Below are 18,506 nucleotides of genomic sequence, written 5' to 3'. Positions count from 1 at the left end.
CAAAAAGAAAAATAACGACTCCGAAAGAGAGTAAGCTTTTTATCCGAATGTTCATTAACAATCCACCTTTGGCATAAGTACTGGTTCAATTCGAAAATGCACATAAGGCTACCCCTATGTGCATTTCATTTTTCACACTGAAATTATTGAATCATAATATGATTCATCCAATCGCTTTACACTCACTGGTCAAGCTGAATAGTCGCCAACTTGCGATCAAGTTCATCCAACTGTTCTTCAGGAGCGCTGAAGGATGGATAACTGGCTAATTCACGAATGCTTGCTTCTCCCATTGGACCAATTGTTTCAGGATTTAATGTAGCAAAGACTGGTGAGAATTCGCTTAGTGCTTCACGGCCTCCCTCATTACGAAGCAAGTCATTGAGTGGAGTGTGGGTGCTAAGAATTTTCTTGTATGCTTTCAATGGAACATAGCTTATTTCATACGTACCACTACTCACCTCAATTACGGTATTCTCTTCTTCGTGCGTGACAGGTAATCCGGAATCGGTAAGTAAAGTACCATTCAGGGTCACATTCTCCATCTGGGCATGTGGCAGTTTTATCGTAGCTGTTGCATTGAACGGTATAGAGAAGCTGAAGAACAGATGACCTTGCTCGTCGAATCGCCATTCACTCTTGTATCGCCCTGCTGCCGTATCTACATGAGCTTTTACCCATTGGATTCTGAAATCAGGCAGAGGTGCCAATAATGCGTGACGGAATCCCGGCTTGTCCTCGACGGGGTTGATTCCTGCCATATTCCGATACATCCATTCCGCAACTGCTCCATAAGCATAATGATTAAGAGAGTTCATGCCGTCTCCGCTGATTTTCCCATCCGGAAGAATAGAGTTCCAGCGCTCCCAGATCGTTGTAGCCCCCATTTTGACCGCATACAGCCAGCTCGGGTAATCATCATTAAGAAGGAGTGTGTATGCAATGTCGTTACTTCCATGCTCTGACAGAACCCGGTTCAGATAGGGTGTTCCGACAAAACCTGTTCGCAGGTGGTTCTGATCCTTGCGCAGACGCATACGGATGTCTTCCTCGATCCGTCGTGTGTATTGTTCAGGCACCAGATTCATAAATAGTGCAACAGCATATGCAGTCTGGGTATCCACAGCGAGACGTCCATTGCTGGTAAAGAATTCATCCTTAATCGCTGTTTTAACCTCTAGTGCCAGTTGTGTATAGGTCTCCGCGATGTCTCCACGTCCCAGAACTTTGGCTGCCTTGGCTACAATATCTGCTGAATAAGCGTAATACGCTGAAGCCACAAAATAATTATCCGTTCCGCCCATTGGAGACTCCGGATTATCCCCATCCAGTGCAAGCCAGTCACCAAAATGGAAACCTACTGTCCATAATCGTTTGCCGCCTGATTCATCATCCGTACGTTTGATGAAGTCCACCCAAGCTTTCATACTGTCGAACTGTTGCTCAAGAATCCCCTTGTCTCCAGAGTGAACGTAACTGTTCCAAGGAATAATGGTGGCTGCATCGCCCCAGGCGCTAGATCCACCGCCTTGCACTCTTCCAACTGGAATAACCATAGGGACCATACCGTCACGATCTTCTTGCTCCATCCATAGATCATAGCCGTATTTATTGAAGAATGCGTAAGTATCCATGTTGAAATTAGCCGTACCTGAGAAGACCTGTGCATCTCCTGTCCAGCCCATTCGTTCATCCCGTTGCGGACAATCCGTAGGCGTATCCAGGAAATTTCCTTTTTGACCCCATAGTGCATTCTCAAATAGACGGTTGATTCCAGAATGGCTTGTCTCTATATATCCGATGCGGTCCATGTCCGAGTAAACAACACATCCTGTGAAATCGTTCAGATCCAGATCACCAACCCACCCCTCTACTTTGATATATCTGAAGCCGTAGAACGTAAAGTAGGGCCGAACGATGGTCTCATTGCCATCTGATGTATACATGTATTCTGCCTTAGCCGATCTGAGATTCTCCCGATAGAAATTACCATCCTGGAGTATTTCGCCATATTGAAAATGAATGACTGATCCACGCGGTGCCTGAGTGCGAAATTGCAGCCAGCCGACCATGTTTTGTCCCATATCAATGACGGTTTCCCCAGCTGGGGTGGTCAGTAGCTCGATCGGTTTTATTGTTTCCTTGATCACAACGGGGAGACTCTTTCTAGCCATCAGACGCTCATAGCCGAGATAGGTTTCCTTTACAGGATATTCCTCAGAAACATCCAGAGTAGCATCATAGATTTCTCCATCATAGATGTTACTATCCAACACCTGGGAGCGGGTAGCGCGCCAGGACGTATCTGTTTTAAATAAGACTTCGGTACCATCTGTATAGGTAATAATGATTTCGGAGAGTAGTGCAAAATGGTCTCCATACAGCTCCCCTGTTGTATCCCCTTCAAAGCCAAAGCGACCTTTGTACCAACCGTTTCCGAGGCCTACATCAACCGTGTTTGTACCTAGCTGCAGCATATCTGTAATATCGTATGTCTGATATTGCAACCACTTGTGATAGGCATTATAATTGGGAGCCAAATATTCATCTCCAACCTTGGAGCCATTAAGCGTCATCTCGTAAATACCCAGACCACATACGTATGCACGGGCTTTTTCCACTGAACCCGCAATTTCGAAACTTCTTTTCAAGACAGGATGGATTGAACTGTCCAATTCAGGGGTAATCCACTGAGCTGACCACGCCTCTTCCTGCTTTGCGGTTTCAAACCAGGCCGTCTCACTGATTACATCTTCACCACGTTCGTTCCATACCCGAACTCTCCAGTAATATCGGGTCCTTGGAGCTAACGTCAGTGAGGGTATATATGCGAGCGAATCAATATCCTCTTTTTTACCACTATCAAAAACGATGTTAATGAAGGCTTCATCCAGCGCTATTTCTATTTGTGTAGCAATTTGTTTAGTAGCCGTAGTCTCCGTGACAACATAAGACAAGCTTGGATATTCTATTAGGAATCCCAACGGATTGGATACATGATTTGTTTTTAAGTTTGTGATTTTCATAACTTTACCCTCCATTATCGTTGAATACGTTCTCACAACTTTGTTCTGAATTATTGAGATTGGATTGACCTGTACCACTCGTTCACTTCGTCCGTCATTTGTTTTCCGCCGGATTTGAGCCACTTCTTAACAAAATCATCAAAAGCCTCTATAGGCTGCTCGCCATAAATAATAGAATTAAAGGTATCCAACTCCATCTTTTGCAGATAGGTGTTCCTTGATCGCATTATTTTCGTCGCCGGTCCTTGAAACAGGTTTCGTTGGTCTATTTTTTCCTGAGCTGTCTCAATAACGTTAGCTTGTGTAACCGGTAACTCATCCGGGTTGTTCGGATCGATCCCCATACTGAAAAAGATGGCTCGATCATAAGAATTCAGTTGGTCACCCTTGCCTAATTTTAGAATGGCGGTTTTAAATCTTGAGGGGTAGCTTGCATATTGGCTAAACAATGTATATTTGGAGGTGTTTACTTTTCCTCCCGGAATTGTGCTGCGCTCACTGTTAACAGATCCATCCTGTTCCAGAACATAGTCATATCCGTTTTGATAGCCACTAAGATAGAACGGATTATCAGTTGCAGTAGCTTCATATAAATAGTTCTGGTATTTAAAAAAGGCCTGTAGCGCTTCTTCAGAAATGTCTTTACTAATGAGAAGAGCAGCACTGTAAGAATTGCCCGCCAGTCTTCCAGCTGTACCATCCGGACCCGACGGTATCGGATAAGGAATAAATTCTGCCTGAGAATCTCTGGCTTTGAGCTGTTTCACCGGATAGTCAGCAAACCATCGTGGTCCTGCAACAATTCCTACCTTGCCGGAAATTACGTTTTCGTTAACTTGGCTGAAATCTTGTAATGCAACGTTGTTTCCCATATAACCTTTGCTTTGCCATGTTTTCAGTCTCAACAGTGCTTTTTTGATCTCCGGTTGAATGCTGCCGTACATCAACTGTCCCTTTTCGTCTTTTCCCCATATTTCAGGAAGGGCTCCATAAGCCCCGAATACCCATGAGATATCTCCTGTTGGGGAAGCCAGATACTGATCCTTGATGGCAAAATCAATACCGTAGGTATCTTTTATCCCATTCCCATCCGGATCATCATAAGTAAAGGCTTTCATGATTTGTTCGAGTTCATCCAGATTACGCGGGGCTTCAAGTCCCAGTTTATCCAGCCAATCTTTACGGATCCATAGTACAGCTTGTGAAGCTTGTTCAGTAATAATGGGGATCGCCATTCTTTTTCCATTTTCAGTGAACGGTTGCCAGGCTTCAGGAACTTCAGCCATAGCCGCTTTCCAGGTGGGAGAGGCGTATTGATCAAAGGCTTCTCCCGCATCCAATACCTTTCCTGAAGTCAGGAACTGATTCGTCGTATCCATGACTTTAGATGAAAATACATCAGGAAGTGGGGCATCGGAAGACAACATTAATCTAAGCTTCATATCGTAATCCTCCACCGGAGCACTCCATTGTGTGCGAATATCCACCCCCAATGTCTTCTTGGCCCAACGTATATGTACGTTATCGGACGCCGTTTCGCCGTTTTTGTATACGGTGGTTGGTTCATCCATCTTCACGGTGGTTAGGACGACTTCATGTTTAACAGATTCCTGTTGAGGAGTTGTTTCATCACATGCCGTCAATAGAGCCAAACAAAGGACGGACAGAAGCAGGGATTTTTTCCTCCAGCTCATATTTAAAATTCTCCTTCATCTATTTCATCTTAATCATATCGTGACAACTATGGGATCGAAATAACGCTATTTCAACATTCCATAATTCAATCTTAACTTACGCTTCTATTACTCTTTGTTTCACTTGTGTTTCTCCTTTGGTCGCCCTACAATGAGATATATTTACATCATTGGCAGGGGGAATAGCGGTGTGAAGCAGAAGTACAGAACATTCCTGAACATGGTGGCAATTACTTTGATTATGCTTGCAGCAGTATTAATCATGTACACCTTCTCTGTCCAGTCCAGCTTGGATACGGTCCAAAAAGATATTGAGGCCAACAACCTTAATCGGGTTCAATTTGTAGTAAATACACTCGACCAGAACATAGATCGGTTAAATATGCTTGCCATCACATTGGAAACGGATAATACGATTGCTCTCCTTCAATCGATCGACGTCATGAGTGCATTTGAGCAAGTTCAGCTCATTCAGAATGTTGAGGCCCGAGTGAAACTTCAAAGTCTTTCGGAAGGATGGAGTAACAAAATATCTATCTACTCCGTCCTCCTCAATCAATGGATTGTATCTTCGGAAATTCAGGTGCAGTCTCCTGAGAATGATCCACCGGAGTCAGGATGGAAAATCGATCCGGTTACAGGGGTATTTTATAAATACAAGACGAATTCTGAGCTAATTATGCGAATGGAGTTCCCTCGTAACAATCTGGAGGAACTTGTAGAAAACTCGCATCAGGGAGAGAATGAGGCCGTATTCTATCATCCGAATCAGGGATCCATTACTCGCAAAAACGCGAATCCCTTGACCTCCCTTATTTTAGACCAAGTCGTCACTAATCTTAAGCCTGCTTCCGGTACCGAGACAGTCTCCGTTAATGGTTCTGACTATATCGTCAACTATGTGTATTCGCAACAACTTGAATGGTATCTTATTGACTTTATGCCTCTGGATAAGGTGTTGCAACCCATTAAAACCAGCCAAATCTGGTTCTACTCCGCCTGCGTTATGCTGTTTATGGCAGGGTTGACGATTATCGTTGTCCTCTTTCGTAAAGTTCAGATTCCTATACTGGTTCTTCTGAAAGGGGTTCGACTTCTCAAGCACGCGGATTTCTCTTATCGTATTAAGAGGCAGAGCGGCAATGAATTTGATTATTTGTATGGACAGTTCAATGACATGGCTGAACAGATCGAAGACTTGATCGAGAAAGTATATAAGGAACAAATCATAGCACGAGAAGCTGTGCTCAAGCAGTTGCAGGCTCAAATCAATCCGCATTTTCTTTATAATTGCCTGTTTTTCATCAATAACATGACGCGACTTGGCAACGAGGAAGCTGTTACGGCCATGACCCAGAATCTTGCGGAGTATTTCAGATATACAACCCGCCTGAATGAACCGATGACCCGTTTGGAAAAAGAACTGGGTATCGTCCGGAATTATCTTGAAATTCAATGTCTGCGTATGGAGCGACTCTCCTATCATATCGAACTGCCCGATGATCTCAGTTCTATTCCAATTCCAAAGCTGCTTGTCCAGCCTCTGGTGGAAAACAGTATTATCCACGGAATTGAAATGAAGCGTGATTCAGGTTATATACAGATTAAGGTAGAACGGACCGAACGAGGTATCCTTCTTACTGTTGAAGATGATGGAAAAGGGATGACACTTGACGAGATCAACTCCCTTATGGTTAGACTTGCCGAACCTCCTGTAGATACCATAGGTTGTGCCCTGTGGAACATCACTGAACGTCTGCGTATTCATGACCCTGTTCATTCAGGTATCCAATTTGATCAAAGTCCACTCGGCGGTATGCGGGTGAGAATTCACTGGTCACTTCCTACAAATGATCGAGAACTTGAATAATAAAGTCTATACAAAATGCCTCATACATCACTTGAATTTTGATGTATGAGGCATTATTGATTTTTAATTGACAGAAAAGTGTCATGTTTGTTAGCATAGTCTGAGTTAAATCGAACAAGGAGGTTTTTCCAATAGAACCCCGGCAAAGGCTTGAAAACGAGCGCAGCGATCTAAAGTTGAAGCGGCGCACAAGTATTATTGAAGCAGCTCAAATCGTTTTTTTCAATAAAGGTTTCGAACAAGCAACGATGCAGGAGATCGCCGCTGAGGCGAGCTTGGGCGTCGCTACCATATTCCGTTATTTCCCCAAAAAAGAACAGTTAATTGTTGCGGTCGCTTCCGAAATTGTTCAATCCGAGATCGAAGTGTTCGAGGGCATTCTACACGATCAAGGAACCTGTTATGACAAGCTGGAAAGAATCTTTGATACACTTATTTTCTTCCAACAGGCGGAACATCAACGGAACTCGAAATTAATTGAGGCATTCGAATGTTACGTCTCCATGTCGAAGCTTCCTCTGGACGATATGGAAATCTATCAGGCCAATTATAATAAACTGATTACGCTGTTTACCGAGCTTGCGGAACTTGGTGAACAGGACGGGTCCTTGCGGACGGATGGCAATACTCGTGAAACCATTATTACCATGATTAATGTGTTTGGAAACTTTTCCAAAAAGATGGCGATGTTGAACGGTATTGATGCATTCCAGACCCAAGTAAATGAAGTGCAGCAGTTCAATATCCTAAAAAAACTGTTCCTTGATCATTTGAGAGCCTGAACAAGCGGGCCCGACTTCAGGATAAAACTGATTGCCAGACTATGAGGACCACTGTGAGAGCATATCGAACAGCCGCCTTCGATGATGTGTACATTGCGAATAGAGGTCTCTTCCAGGATCAAGTTGCGCATCCACTCCGCAGTTTCCTCTTCCAGTGTCTGGACAATAATAATCTGGTCGTGATCAATACGATGAATATGGCTCAAGATATCTTGTAAAAGTTTTTTTACAATTCTCTCCTTGCTTCCCCTGTACTTTACACCGGAAAGCACCTTTCCGTGGCTCACATATAAAACGGGACGAATTCGGAGTATACTTCCGATCATGTTTTGAATGCTGCTGACTCTCCCCCCTTTACGAAGATAATCGAGATTGTCAACGAGTATATTTAACTGGATTTCATGCCTTACTTTCTCAAGCCTTTCGGCGATCGCGAGGGCACTTTTTCCATCCGAAGCCATTTGCGAAGCCAAGAGTACACTCATGGCTGTTCCTGCCGTTACATTCAGCGAATCTACAACTGTTATCCGCCCTGCGGGGAACTCTCTCGCCGCCGCCAAGGCGTTCTGATACGTCGATGATAGATGAGAGGACATACTGATAAACAGTATATCCTCTCCACTTTCAATAACCGGACGGAACGCTTGAATGAAATCTGCAGGCGGAGGTGCAGCTGTCTTTGGCAATTGGTCGTATATCTCAACCAAGTTGTACATGTCTTTTGCATTGATTTCTAATCGGTCAACGTAGGACTTTTCCTGAAAAACAATATATAAAGGTACAATTTCAATATTATATTGGTCAATCCAATCCTGTGGGACATCCGAGATACTATCTGCAAAAATGCGTACTTTCGACATCTACTCCTCCCCCCTAACCTGATCTCTCTTTACTCATCACATGTGAACTCTTGGGTGCTTCTTTTTCTTTCATTATGGACTCTCCCTCAACATCGATATTAGGAAGAATTCGGTCTAGCCACTTCGGCAAATACCAGGCGCTTCGCCCTAATAGGGTCATTACCGCCGGGACAAGTGTCATCCGAACGATGAATGCATCTACCAAAATACCAAAGGCTAGTGCTAGTCCCATGGATTTGATCATGGCATCTCCGGCAAAGATAAAGCTCGCAAAGACGGCGATCATAATCAACCCTGCGGCAGTTACAACAGGACCACTGTGAGTAATACCACTTCGTATTGATTTCACTGCATCTCCAGTATGATTGTAATCCTCTCTCATCCGACTTACCAAAAACACCTCGTAGTCCATAGCAAGTCCGAAGAGAATACCTGTAACCAAAATTGGCAGGAAGCTCAGTACCGGCCCTGGTTCGGGAATGCCAAAGAAGTTTGCTAGATATCCATCTTGAATGACCAAAACGATGACGCCCAGGGTTGATCCAAGGGTGAACAGGAATCCAAGTACGGCTTTGATTGGAACCAGAATGGATCGGAAAACCAGCATGAGTAACACGAAGGCGAGACCCACAATCAGTATCGCAAATTTCGGCAATGCTTCGTCGAGTTTCTCCGAGATATCAATATTGACTGCCGTTCCACCTGTAACCATAATCTCGACATTGTTATCTTTCATAACCTGTTCTGCTTCCTCACGAATGGATTGAACCAATTCGGTCGTTTTGATATCATGAGGACCCGTCTCGGGTAACACCGTAATGATTGCGGCCTTCCCAGAAGGACTTGGAATTAATGGATTAACACTAGCCACATCAGGCAGATCCTTAATATATGAAGTTGCTTTGGCAATTTCTGCTTGGGGATCTTCCAGGTTTGCTGTTTTTGCAACAACAACCAGCTGACCATTGAATCCTTCTCCAAAGCCTTCTGCAAGCAGGTCATACCCTCGACGTTCTGTTGTATCCGTGGATTTTAAACCGCTATCCGGCAGGCCGAGTTGCATATGCAGGAACGGAATAGTACAAACCGTCAATAAAACGATGCACAGGATGGTAGTGAGCCAAGGTTTTCGTGTTACAATCATGCCCCAACGATTCTCTGTTCCCTCTGTTTTTTTGCGACCAGACATTTTCCGCAACCATTTGTTCTCCCGTGCCGGACTAATCCGATCTCCTGCAACTGCCAATACGGCAGGAACAAAAATGACTGCGATTAAGACTGCTACGAATACACTTACCGCTGCCGCCAATCCCATCATGGTTATAAATGGAATCTGTACGACCGACAGACCAACCAGGGCGATAATAACGGTTATTCCTGCAAAGACAACTGAGCTACCTGCTGTTGCATTGGCTTGGGCAATTGCTGTGTTTCGCTCATATCCTGCTGTCAGTTGTTGACGATACCTCGACATGATGAACAGAGCATAGTCGATCCCTACAGCCAAGCCCAGCATAACAGCCAGTGTAATGGAGAATGAAGCCATAGAAACTACATTTGAGCCAATGACGATAATCATCATTCCTATACCAAGTCCGACAACTGCGGTCAGGATCGGTAACCCTGCTGCGAGAAACGATGTGAATGTGAAAGCCAGGATCAAAAAGGCAATCAGAACCCCGATAATTTCAGAGGTCACTCCAATTTCAAGCTCCGAGAAGGCTACACTCCCTGCAAGTTCCGTCTGCATACCACGATCATTTAGGGATTTGACTACATCAAGAACATGTTCCTTAGAAGTCTCAGTCACTTCACTGGCAGGCTGACTGTATGTAACATCAGCAAAGCCAATCTTTTTGTCTGCGCTAAGCGTACCAGCGTCATAAGGACTGACGATAGATGTGACCGATGAATCCGATTGAACCTCTTTTAATGCTTTTGCTATTAAATTCTTGTTCGAATCCGATTCCAGTGTTCCCTTTTCAGACTTGAACACTAACCGGATCTGTCCACCATCACCGGAAGATGGAAACTCTTCATTCAATATTATTCCAGCCTGTTCCGATTTGGTTCCCGGAATGGTCATTTCTCCTGTAAAGGATGTTCCCAACCCAAGACCCAAGGCGGCCACAAGCAGTAGAAGCATCAATCCTCCTGCGATCACCATTTTCCTTTTTCTTACCGACCACTCACCGAGTCGAAATAATAATTTTGCCATATTTTTTTGACGTCTCCCTTCGTTGCTGCTGATCTGGGCCATCTTGATGTTGGACAACCTCATGAATTCATCATATCTGAATTTAAACAAGAAAAAACGTACATAAGGGCATGCCCTTGATGTACGTTTGGGAAGCACCAATGGGCAGTTTTAGTACTCGCTGACCATTGATATGGATATTAATTTGCCAATAATTCGTGTTATTATAAATGTAATATACCTCTTTCGACGGATACGGCAACGGCTTCCAAGCGGGAATCTACACCCAGTTTGTTATATATATTGGTCAACTGAGCTTTGACGGTTCGTTCTGCCATTCCCATATCAAAAGCAATCTCTTTGGTGCGAAGCCCCCGGGCCACTGCCCGTAGAATGATTAATTCCTTCTCGGTCAACGATAGTGCGTTTTTCGGTTTTAGTTCAACCACAGGCTTGTCCCGATATGCAAATACTCTGGCGGTTATTTCAGGCTGCAGCAGTGTCTCCCCACGCAGAGCGGACTCCAGAGTGCGGAACAGGTTCTCTCTGCTTGTATCCTTCAGCAGATATCCTTTGGCTCCCAGTCCCAGCCCGTTGATCATAAGCTCGTCCTCATTGTAAGTGGTCAAAATAATAACGGGGATCTGAATCTGTTTTTCGTTCATCATCTTCAATGTATCCAGTCCACTCAATCCTCCGGGCATATTCAGATCCATCAGAATGACGTCTGGCTTCAACGCTTCCATCTGTTCCAACGCTGCGTTTCCTTCCTCCGCTTCTCCGACAACATCGTAGTTGTCATCGGTCCCCAGAATTAATTTCATGCCTTCACGTACAACCCAATGATCATCTACAATCAAAACTTTGTGCTTCATTATTTTTCCTCCTTCATTATACAGGTACAGAGAGCTCTATGGTGGTACCTTCATTGTTGCTCTCAATGTGAATTTGCCCGCCTATCAGCCGAGCCCGTTCATGAATGCCGATCAGACCATAATGTCCGGTCTTCGTTCCGATTTTCCCAATGTTAAAGCCTCTCCCATTATCCTTAATGACCATATGGAATTGTTGCTGATTATCCCAAATGTTTACGGATACACTACTGGCCTGCGCATGACGTGCCACGTTGGTCAGTGTTTCACTCAACATATGCAATACATGCTCCATTTTAGCTCCGGACAGAACAGATTTTATGTTAAATTCCAACTTGACATCGACTCCTGTCGCTAGCCTGAAGCGTTGCAGCTGATCATGGATCGCTTCGTTAAAGTTGACAGCGGGTGTAGCTCTGGTTCTTAGATCGTCAATCGCTTTTCTCGCATCGCCCAATGTCTGTCTCGCCTGAGCCATGGATGACAGAACAATCTCATGAGCTTTTTCAATGCTCCCTCGGCTGAGGTATGCGTTTACCGCTTCCAGTTGCATGATGAGACCGGCTTGCCCCTGAGCCAATGTGTCATGCAGATCTCTCGCCATTCGTTGACGCTCGTTGGCCAGCGTCAGTTCTTCTACCTTCTGATGCGTCAGTTCCAGATCTCGCAGAAATGTCTGTGTACGAACCCTTGCGTTAACCTGACGGTAGTAAAGGAGTGCATAAGCCATAACAAGGATAATCATGAGCATAATCAACGGGATGAACAATATAAGTTCTTCTACGCCCTTTGTCCACAAAGTAACGAGGCAAAAAAAGCTATAAAGAACAAAAGATACAAAAACCACTTTTTTGGTTTCAAAAAAAATGGCCACGCTTTGTCCTATTAATACTGGAATTAGGCCAATTAGTATGACGGGAAGCCCATCGGGCATGATCATCGAGCTTCCAAAAATAAGGCCTCCCTGGATAATCAGATACAGTGCTGTGGAACGGTTGATAACATCGTTCACACGCCAGTATAGATACATGTGAATGACCATAATCATTATAAAAAACAAGGTGGGCACCAGTAGGGGGACAGACATGGTTTGTAACGCGACTGTGACGATGGTCACCAGTACGATCCATATGATAATGGGAAGACGTGAGGAAGTGATCTTGTCATAATCCTCATCCATAGTTGATTGAAGGAAGCGGGGGTGCGTGGACATATTTTTCATGGAATCACCTCTCATCCAGTCATTATATTACGATTGCTCATGTGTTATATGTACTTTAGTGCATGCCCTTTCGTACATCATTAGCTTGCTATGTAATAATAGTATAAGAAAATCGTCCATAAGTCATTCTTATGGACGATTTCACTTTGTCTACTCTTTTTAGTTCATCTACTTTTACTGTCGAACAGCGGCATTCAAGCCTGCAAGGAGCTGTGCTAGCGACTCTTCAGTAAGTGCTCCCCCGGTAAATGGAATTAAAGACCGCATTGGCATATAACGCATGGATGCCTGAATCATCTCTGAAGAGACTGCATCTGAGTGGGCATTTTCAGCTCCCTGTGGAGCAAATCCCTGCAATTGTCCCAGTACAGCCATGGTTTTCGGATTAGAGAGCAGATCTCCCAGGGCTGTGTTACGGTCATAGACTGGAATGATTTCAGGTGAAGTCGATTCTACGTGAACGGTCTTTTGCAGAATGATGTGACGAGAGGAAGAGCCGATCAGCAGGTCATACTCACCACTCTCCACATGCCAATCTTTCAAGTCAACATTGTAGTATGCAAAGCTTCGTTTATCTAAAGTAAAGGTAACAGTCTTCTCTTCACCTGGCTCAAGAGAAACCTTGGCAAAACCTTTAAGTTCTTTTTCAGGGCGGCTGACGGTTGTTTGATGATCATGTACATACAACTGTAGCACTTCTTGACCAGAACGTTGCCCTGTGTTTTTCACGTTAACCGTAACAGTGATTATATCTGTATCCTTGAATTCAGTCTGGTTTACGTCCAGCTTTGTGTATTCGAATTGGGTATAACTCAAACCAAAGCCAAAGGGAAACAGAGGTTCAATATCTTTTCGGTCATAATAGCGATAACCCACATAGATGCCTTCTCTATATTCGACGCGATCACCATCCCCAGGGAAGAACAGTGAAGAAGGGTTATGCTTTAAGGATTGCGGGAATGTCTCTGCCAGCTTCCCACTGGGATTTACTTCTCCAAATAACAGCTCAGCAATCGCTCCCCCTGCGGCTTGTCCACCAAGATATGCTTCAAGTACAGCTTTCGCATTGTTAAGCCACGGCATAACAATGGGTGAACCATTGCTGAGCACAACCACCAGGTTAGGCTGGACAGCAGCAACGGCTGTTAAAAGTTCCTTCTGGTTCACCGGAATATCCATATGTTCTCGATCGTACCCCTCGGACTCGTAGCGGTCCGGCAGACCGATGAACAACACGGCGACATCAGCTGCTCTTGCGGATTCAACTGCTTCAGCTACCAAATTCAGAGCACTCTCATCAGAGTCGAGGTTGTAACCTGACTTATATGTGAGCGTTGCATCAGATCCTGCTAGTACAACCATTTGTTCATACGGACTGTCCAACTGAGTTGGTCTTATATGGGAGCTGCCCCCCCCTTGATATCTGGCTTTTTCAGCCAACTCTCCGATGACAGCAATATTGCCTTCTTTTTTGAGCGGGAGAATTTGATTTTCATTTTTCAATAGAACCATCGTTTCACTCGCAACTTTTCTGGCAATCAGATGATGTTGTTCCTGGTGATAGAAGGTATCAGGACGTCTGTTATCAACTGTTTTGAAAATGACACTTAACAGTCTCTCCACGGCGCGGTCCAATTTCTCTTCAGTCAACTCCCCGCGGTTAATCGCTTCAATAATCTGTTTTGGCCCTTCTCCGTTGGAGGATGGCATCTCCAGCTCCAGACCTGCTGCAATACTTGGTGCAATTTCACTCACTGCAGCCCAATCTGTGACAACAAATCCTTCATGTCCCCATTCTTCCTTGAGGATGGTTGTGAGTAAGTATTCATTCTGGGAAGCATATGTCCCATTGACTTTATTATAGGAAGACATGACCGTCAACGGCTGTGATTGCTTGACTGCTTTCTCAAATCCGGTCAAATAGATTTCTCTTAATGTACGTTCATCCAAAATTGCATCCGTCGTCATGCGGCGATGCTCCTGGTTGTTTACCGCAAAGTGCTTCAGAGACGTTCCGACTCCCTGACTCTGAACACCTGTTATATGAGCTGCAGCCAGCTCTCCAGTCAGATAGGGGTCTTCTGAGAAATATTCGAAGTTGCGTCCGCAAAGTGGGGAACGCTTGATATTTGCCCCTGGGCCAAGAAGAATGGAAACATTTTCTGCCTGTGCTTCTTTTCCGATCGTCTCCCCTACAAGTTGTACAAGGTCGCGATTCCATGAACTGGCCAGGCCGGCGGCTGAAGGAAAACAGGTTGAAGGAACACTCTCGTTCAAACCCAAGTGATCTGAATCTCCTGCCTGTTTACGCAACCCATGAGGGCCATCATTCATCGTAATCGAGGGAATTCCTAACCTTTCTACGGCTTGTGTAGTCCAGAACGTACTTCCTGAACATAACTCAGCTTTTTCAATCAAGGTTAATTGCTTTACCAGTTGTTTGATGTCACGACTCATCTTCTCGACACTCCTTCATCTCCCGGCAGGTTTCCTCGTTTCTTGTAAGTTTCCCACCGCGCTTGTAAACTTTCATGTTTATACTACGGGAAAGACAAAATGATTGAAATATCTCTTTCTTAAGGTTGCATAACGCAATCTGAATGATAAGGATATCTTAAGATGTATATCGTTATCTTAAGATCTGAGGTGATTAGAGTGGTCATCCATTGAAATGAGTCAACCTCCACTCTACAATAAGTGATACAGTCAACTTTGCTACGAGGGGGAACTAGATATGTACGATTTATTAATAGTGGATGACGAGAAATCAGTAGTTGATAGCCTGGCATTGACCATCCCCTGGGAAGAACACAGTATCCATGAAGTACACAGAGCATACTCTGCCGCTGAGGCTTTGGATATTGCATCCAGACACGCGATTGATATTATGATTACGGATATTCGTATGCCAGAGATGGATGGTCTCGAGTTGATTTTGGAGATTAGACGGTTTTCTAATAAAATACGTTGTATTATTTTATCGGGTCATGATGAGTTTGAATATGCCCAAAAAGCAATTCAGTATCAGGCAACGAATTATCTTCTCAAGCCGATTGATACCGGTGAATTGATTCGCTCCGTTACGGCTGCGATACAAGATATCGAGCACGAATGGGAGAATATCAGTTCTCTTCAACAAATACAGCATGTCCTTCACGCCAATTTGCCTTTGCTTCGGAACCAGTTTCTCAATGATCTTCTTCAGAACAAGGCCATGAGCGATCACATTCTTGCAGAACGGTTGGGTATGCTCGAACTCCCGTTTAGGTCGGCCGATCCGTTCAAGATGATGGTCATCCGAATGGAAGAAGAATTTTCCGGTTATGATCTCCGATCTTTATCCCTGTTAGAGTACGCCGTCACCAATATAACGGAAGAGGTATTTCAAAATCCTTTTAAATTATGGCACTGCATCACGGATCAAGGTTATCTCGTGTTCCTGATAAAAAATAGTGACCGTAACTTACTCGATTCGGTGGATTCCTATGCGGTCAGACTTCAAAATAATGTACAAAAGTTCCTGAAGGGGGCTGTATCGATATGTTTGAGTAAAGAGCATACCTTTCCTGACCCATTATCAGATTTGTACATGGCCTCCGTGTCTGCCATCAACCGCAATGTTGGCGAAAACAAAAGTTATTTCATTACTTTAGACAAAAAAGACACCGAATCTCATGAACAACAAAATTTGATTAATCTGCACGAGCCACCTTTGTTGCCAAATCTGTTGGAATCGGGGAACTGGGACGAGGCGGTCAGCAAAATTGCCAGAATATTATTTTTGAATGATGCCAAGAGAGAGCTTTCTCATGATCAATTGTTTACTGTCCTGCTCTATCTTTCTTCTACGTTTTCCATATCATTCAAATCTCAAGAAGCAACGGTGGAGGAGCTTCTTGGCGAAGAGTTTGATTTTCTATTCAGAAAGAAAAGCCAACTATCCAGCCAACGAATATATATATGGGCAGAGAAAATGATTGCTCTGCGTCGGAAAAAGACCTCTCATCAATTGAAGAATGCCCATGAGCAAATCACTTCAAAAGTCAGAACATATATTCAGGAGCATCTTGCTGAGGGAATCTCACTGCAGATGATCGCAGAGCATGTTGGCCTTCATCCAGTGTATCTTTCCAAGGTATACAAAACAGTTACTGGCGAAACCATAGGGGATTATTTGTATCATTTACGCATGAAGCGTGCTTCATATCTCCTGTTGAACACAGAATTTAAAATTGCAGATGTCAGCAAGGAACTTGGATTTTTGGCCCCTCCGCATTTCATTAAGATCTTTAAAAAGCACTATGGGTGTACTCCGCAGGAATTCCGCACCAGATAAAGGTAATTACAGAATACACATCAGTATTGACGGTATCATTAATCAACAAAGAAAGATCCCACATAATGATATCAAGCTCGAAAGTAAAGAGCCGTTGATAAAATCAACGGCAAATTAACACTAATAAATTTTATTATCTCTTATGAAACTAGTCATTTATTCCAATTCCTCACCATTCGTTGTAATTACATTTCGATACCAATGGAATGACTTTTTCTTAACACGGCGTTTTGTTCCTTTATTCATATCGTCCTGATCTACATATATAAAACCATAGCGTTTAGTTACTTGACTTGTACTGGCACTTACAATGTCAATGCATCCCCAACTGGTATAACCAAACACATCTACACCGTCGATAACCGCTTCTTTAATCTGTTTGATATGCTCTCTTAGATAATCAATGCGATATTCATCGTCAATGACATCTCCTTCTTGAACTACATCTATTGCCCCTAAGCCATTTTCGGATATGAACAAAGGCTTTTGATAACGATCATAAAGTTGATTTAAAGCAGTACGCAACCCTTTAGGATCTATTTGCCATCCCCATTCACTGGCTGATAAATAAGGATTCTTGATCCCACCAATAAGAACATTTCCAACTGCTCCCTCCAGCTTTTCAGGATGGGCACTAACTGCACTAGACATGTAATAGCTAAATGAGACATAATCCACCGGGTAGTCTCTCATAATTTGTTCATCACCGGGTTCAGTTTCAAGAACTACGTTTTTGTCAGCTAGCATACGGGCCGTATATGCTGGGTAGTACCCTCTTACCTGTACATCGCTGAAAAACAACGCATTCCGCTGTTTCTGTATCGTGGCTTGTACATCATCTGGATCACAACTATATGGTACAAGAAGTTGATAACTAATCATACATCCTACTTTTGCTTCAGGATTACTTTCTTTACAAGCTTTAGTTGCCAATGCACTCGCCACAAATTGATGATGTGCTCCTTGATACTTTGCTTGTTCAATATGAGGATGGTTTTCCTCTACGACCCCTAAGCTCGTAAATGGGTGGTGGTTTAATGAATTAATTTCATTAAACGTCATCCAATATTTAACTTTATCTTTGTATCTATTAACAACTACGTTAGCATAGCGAACATAGAATTCAACCAACTTACGATTAACCCAGCCGCCATACTCGGTCGAAAGATGTAGAGGCATTTCATAATGAGAAATTGTCACGATAGGCTCAATATTGTATTTTCGTAGCTCATCAAATACACGATCATAAAATGCTAGTCCTTCCTCATTGGGTTCCAACTCATCTCCATTAGGAAATATTCGAGTCCATGCGATCGACATTCGATAGCATTTAAAACCCATTTCTGCAAATAAAGCTATATCTTCCTTATAGTGATGATAAAAGTCCACCCCATGTCTCTTCGGATAAAATTTTTCCACTGAAGGATCTTGAGCTTCTTTTACTTGATTATGTGTCATCATCAGCCATTGATCAGACCATCGATCTTTGGGCAGATTCTCGTCAAAACTATAAACATCTGCAACCGAAAGTCCTTTTCCCCCAATATCCCATGCTCCTTCAACCTGATTCGCTGCAGTTGCTCCTCCCCATAAGAATCCTTCTGGGAATGTTGTCTTGACGTTTAACATTTCTTATTCCTCCTAAAT

At 43.7% G+C, this 18,506-nt stretch carries 11 protein-coding genes; 3 read left to right on the top strand and 8 right to left on the bottom strand.

All coding sequences use genetic code 11. The annotated features are described in order from the left end of the window. Window positions 1-182 precede the first annotated feature (182 nt). On the bottom strand, window positions 183-3,026 hold the full coding sequence (locus tag MKY44_RS15305) for an alpha-L-rhamnosidase (RefSeq protein ID WP_341007758.1): 2,844 nt from the start codon (window positions 3,024-3,026) through the stop codon (window positions 183-185). Window positions 3,027-3,076: 50 nt separating this feature from the next. Beyond that, on the bottom strand, window positions 3,077-4,720 hold the full coding sequence (locus tag MKY44_RS15300; RefSeq protein ID WP_341007757.1) for an extracellular solute-binding protein: 1,644 nt from the start codon (window positions 4,718-4,720) through the stop codon (window positions 3,077-3,079). Between the two features lie 190 nt (window positions 4,721-4,910). Here MKY44_RS15300 and MKY44_RS15295 point away from each other — a divergent pair, with 190 nt between their 5' ends. Then, window positions 4,911-6,590 carry a sensor histidine kinase gene (locus tag MKY44_RS15295; protein WP_341007756.1) on the top strand — a complete coding sequence of 560 codons (1,680 nt, stop codon included), beginning with the start codon at window positions 4,911-4,913 and terminating at the stop codon, window positions 6,588-6,590. A 176-nt stretch (window positions 6,591-6,766) separates the two neighbouring features. Further along, window positions 6,767-7,372, top strand: coding sequence for a TetR/AcrR family transcriptional regulator (locus tag MKY44_RS15290; protein ID WP_341007755.1), 606 nt, complete (start codon window positions 6,767-6,769; stop codon window positions 7,370-7,372). On the opposite strand, the gene MKY44_RS15285 is transcribed toward MKY44_RS15290, so the two are convergent. The 5 genes from MKY44_RS15285 to MKY44_RS15265 form a co-directional block, all read right to left on the bottom strand. After that, window positions 7,357-8,232: a DegV family protein gene (locus MKY44_RS15285; RefSeq protein ID WP_341007754.1), complete on the bottom strand. Its 876-nt coding sequence runs from the start codon at window positions 8,230-8,232 to the stop codon at window positions 7,357-7,359. The genes MKY44_RS15290 and MKY44_RS15285 overlap by 16 nt on opposite strands. A 13-nt stretch (window positions 8,233-8,245) precedes the next feature. Next, window positions 8,246-10,450, bottom strand: a complete 2,205-nt coding sequence (locus MKY44_RS15280; RefSeq protein WP_341007753.1) for an MMPL family transporter — start codon at window positions 10,448-10,450, stop codon at window positions 8,246-8,248. A 203-nt stretch (window positions 10,451-10,653) separates the two neighbouring features. Then, the gene (locus MKY44_RS15275; RefSeq protein ID WP_341007752.1) at window positions 10,654-11,304 is read right to left on the bottom strand and encodes a response regulator transcription factor; all 651 of its coding nucleotides are present in this window, start codon (window positions 11,302-11,304) and stop codon (window positions 10,654-10,656) included. A gap of 16 nt (window positions 11,305-11,320) precedes the next feature. Further along, on the bottom strand, window positions 11,321-12,523 hold the full coding sequence (locus MKY44_RS15270) for a sensor histidine kinase (RefSeq protein WP_341007751.1): 1,203 nt from the start codon (window positions 12,521-12,523) through the stop codon (window positions 11,321-11,323). Window positions 12,524-12,697: 174 nt separating this feature from the next. Then, window positions 12,698-14,980, bottom strand: a complete 2,283-nt coding sequence (locus MKY44_RS15265) for a beta-glucosidase family protein (RefSeq protein ID WP_341007750.1) — start codon at window positions 14,978-14,980, stop codon at window positions 12,698-12,700. Window positions 14,981-15,257: 277 nt separating this feature from the next. Between MKY44_RS15265 and MKY44_RS15260 the strand changes: the two genes are divergently transcribed. Further along, window positions 15,258-16,859 carry a response regulator gene (locus MKY44_RS15260; protein ID WP_341007749.1) on the top strand — a complete coding sequence of 534 codons (1,602 nt, stop codon included), beginning with the start codon at window positions 15,258-15,260 and terminating at the stop codon, window positions 16,857-16,859. Between the two features lie 156 nt (window positions 16,860-17,015). On the opposite strand, the gene MKY44_RS15255 is transcribed toward MKY44_RS15260, so the two are convergent. Then, a complete protein-coding gene (locus tag MKY44_RS15255; RefSeq protein ID WP_341007748.1) occupies window positions 17,016-18,488 on the bottom strand; it encodes a glycoside hydrolase family 1 protein in 1,473 nt (490 codons plus the stop codon). Window positions 18,489-18,506: the final 18 nt, after the last annotated feature.

Source organism: Paenibacillus sp. FSL R7-0026, assembly GCF_038004485.1.
In the GTDB taxonomy this organism is placed as follows: domain Bacteria; phylum Bacillota; class Bacilli; order Paenibacillales; family Paenibacillaceae; genus Paenibacillus; species Paenibacillus xylanexedens_A.
The sequence above is the reverse complement of the archived record's forward strand: the minus strand, read 5'-3'. Positions and strand labels throughout refer to the sequence as shown.

Bases quoted from the DNA above. Each gene is read 5' to 3' on its own strand.
- MKY44_RS15305 (WP_341007758.1), bottom strand. From the start codon at position 3,026: ATGAAAATCACAAACTTAAAAACAAATCATGTATCCAATCCGTTGGGA.
- MKY44_RS15300 (WP_341007757.1), bottom strand. From the start codon at position 4,720: ATGAGCTGGAGGAAAAAATCCCTGCTTCTGTCCGTCCTTTGTTTGGCT.
- MKY44_RS15285 (WP_341007754.1), bottom strand. From the start codon at position 8,232: ATGTCGAAAGTACGCATTTTTGCAGATAGTATCTCGGATGTCCCACAG.
- MKY44_RS15280 (WP_341007753.1), bottom strand. From the start codon at position 10,450: ATGGCAAAATTATTATTTCGACTCGGTGAGTGGTCGGTAAGAAAAAGG.
- MKY44_RS15275 (WP_341007752.1), bottom strand. From the start codon at position 11,304: ATGAAGCACAAAGTTTTGATTGTAGATGATCATTGGGTTGTACGTGAA.
- MKY44_RS15270 (WP_341007751.1), bottom strand. From the start codon at position 12,523: ATGAAAAATATGTCCACGCACCCCCGCTTCCTTCAATCAACTATGGAT.
- MKY44_RS15265 (WP_341007750.1), bottom strand. From the start codon at position 14,980: ATGAGTCGTGACATCAAACAACTGGTAAAGCAATTAACCTTGATTGAA.
- MKY44_RS15260 (WP_341007749.1), top strand. From the start codon at position 15,258: ATGTACGATTTATTAATAGTGGATGACGAGAAATCAGTAGTTGATAGC.
- MKY44_RS15255 (WP_341007748.1), bottom strand. From the start codon at position 18,488: ATGTTAAACGTCAAGACAACATTCCCAGAAGGATTCTTATGGGGAGGA.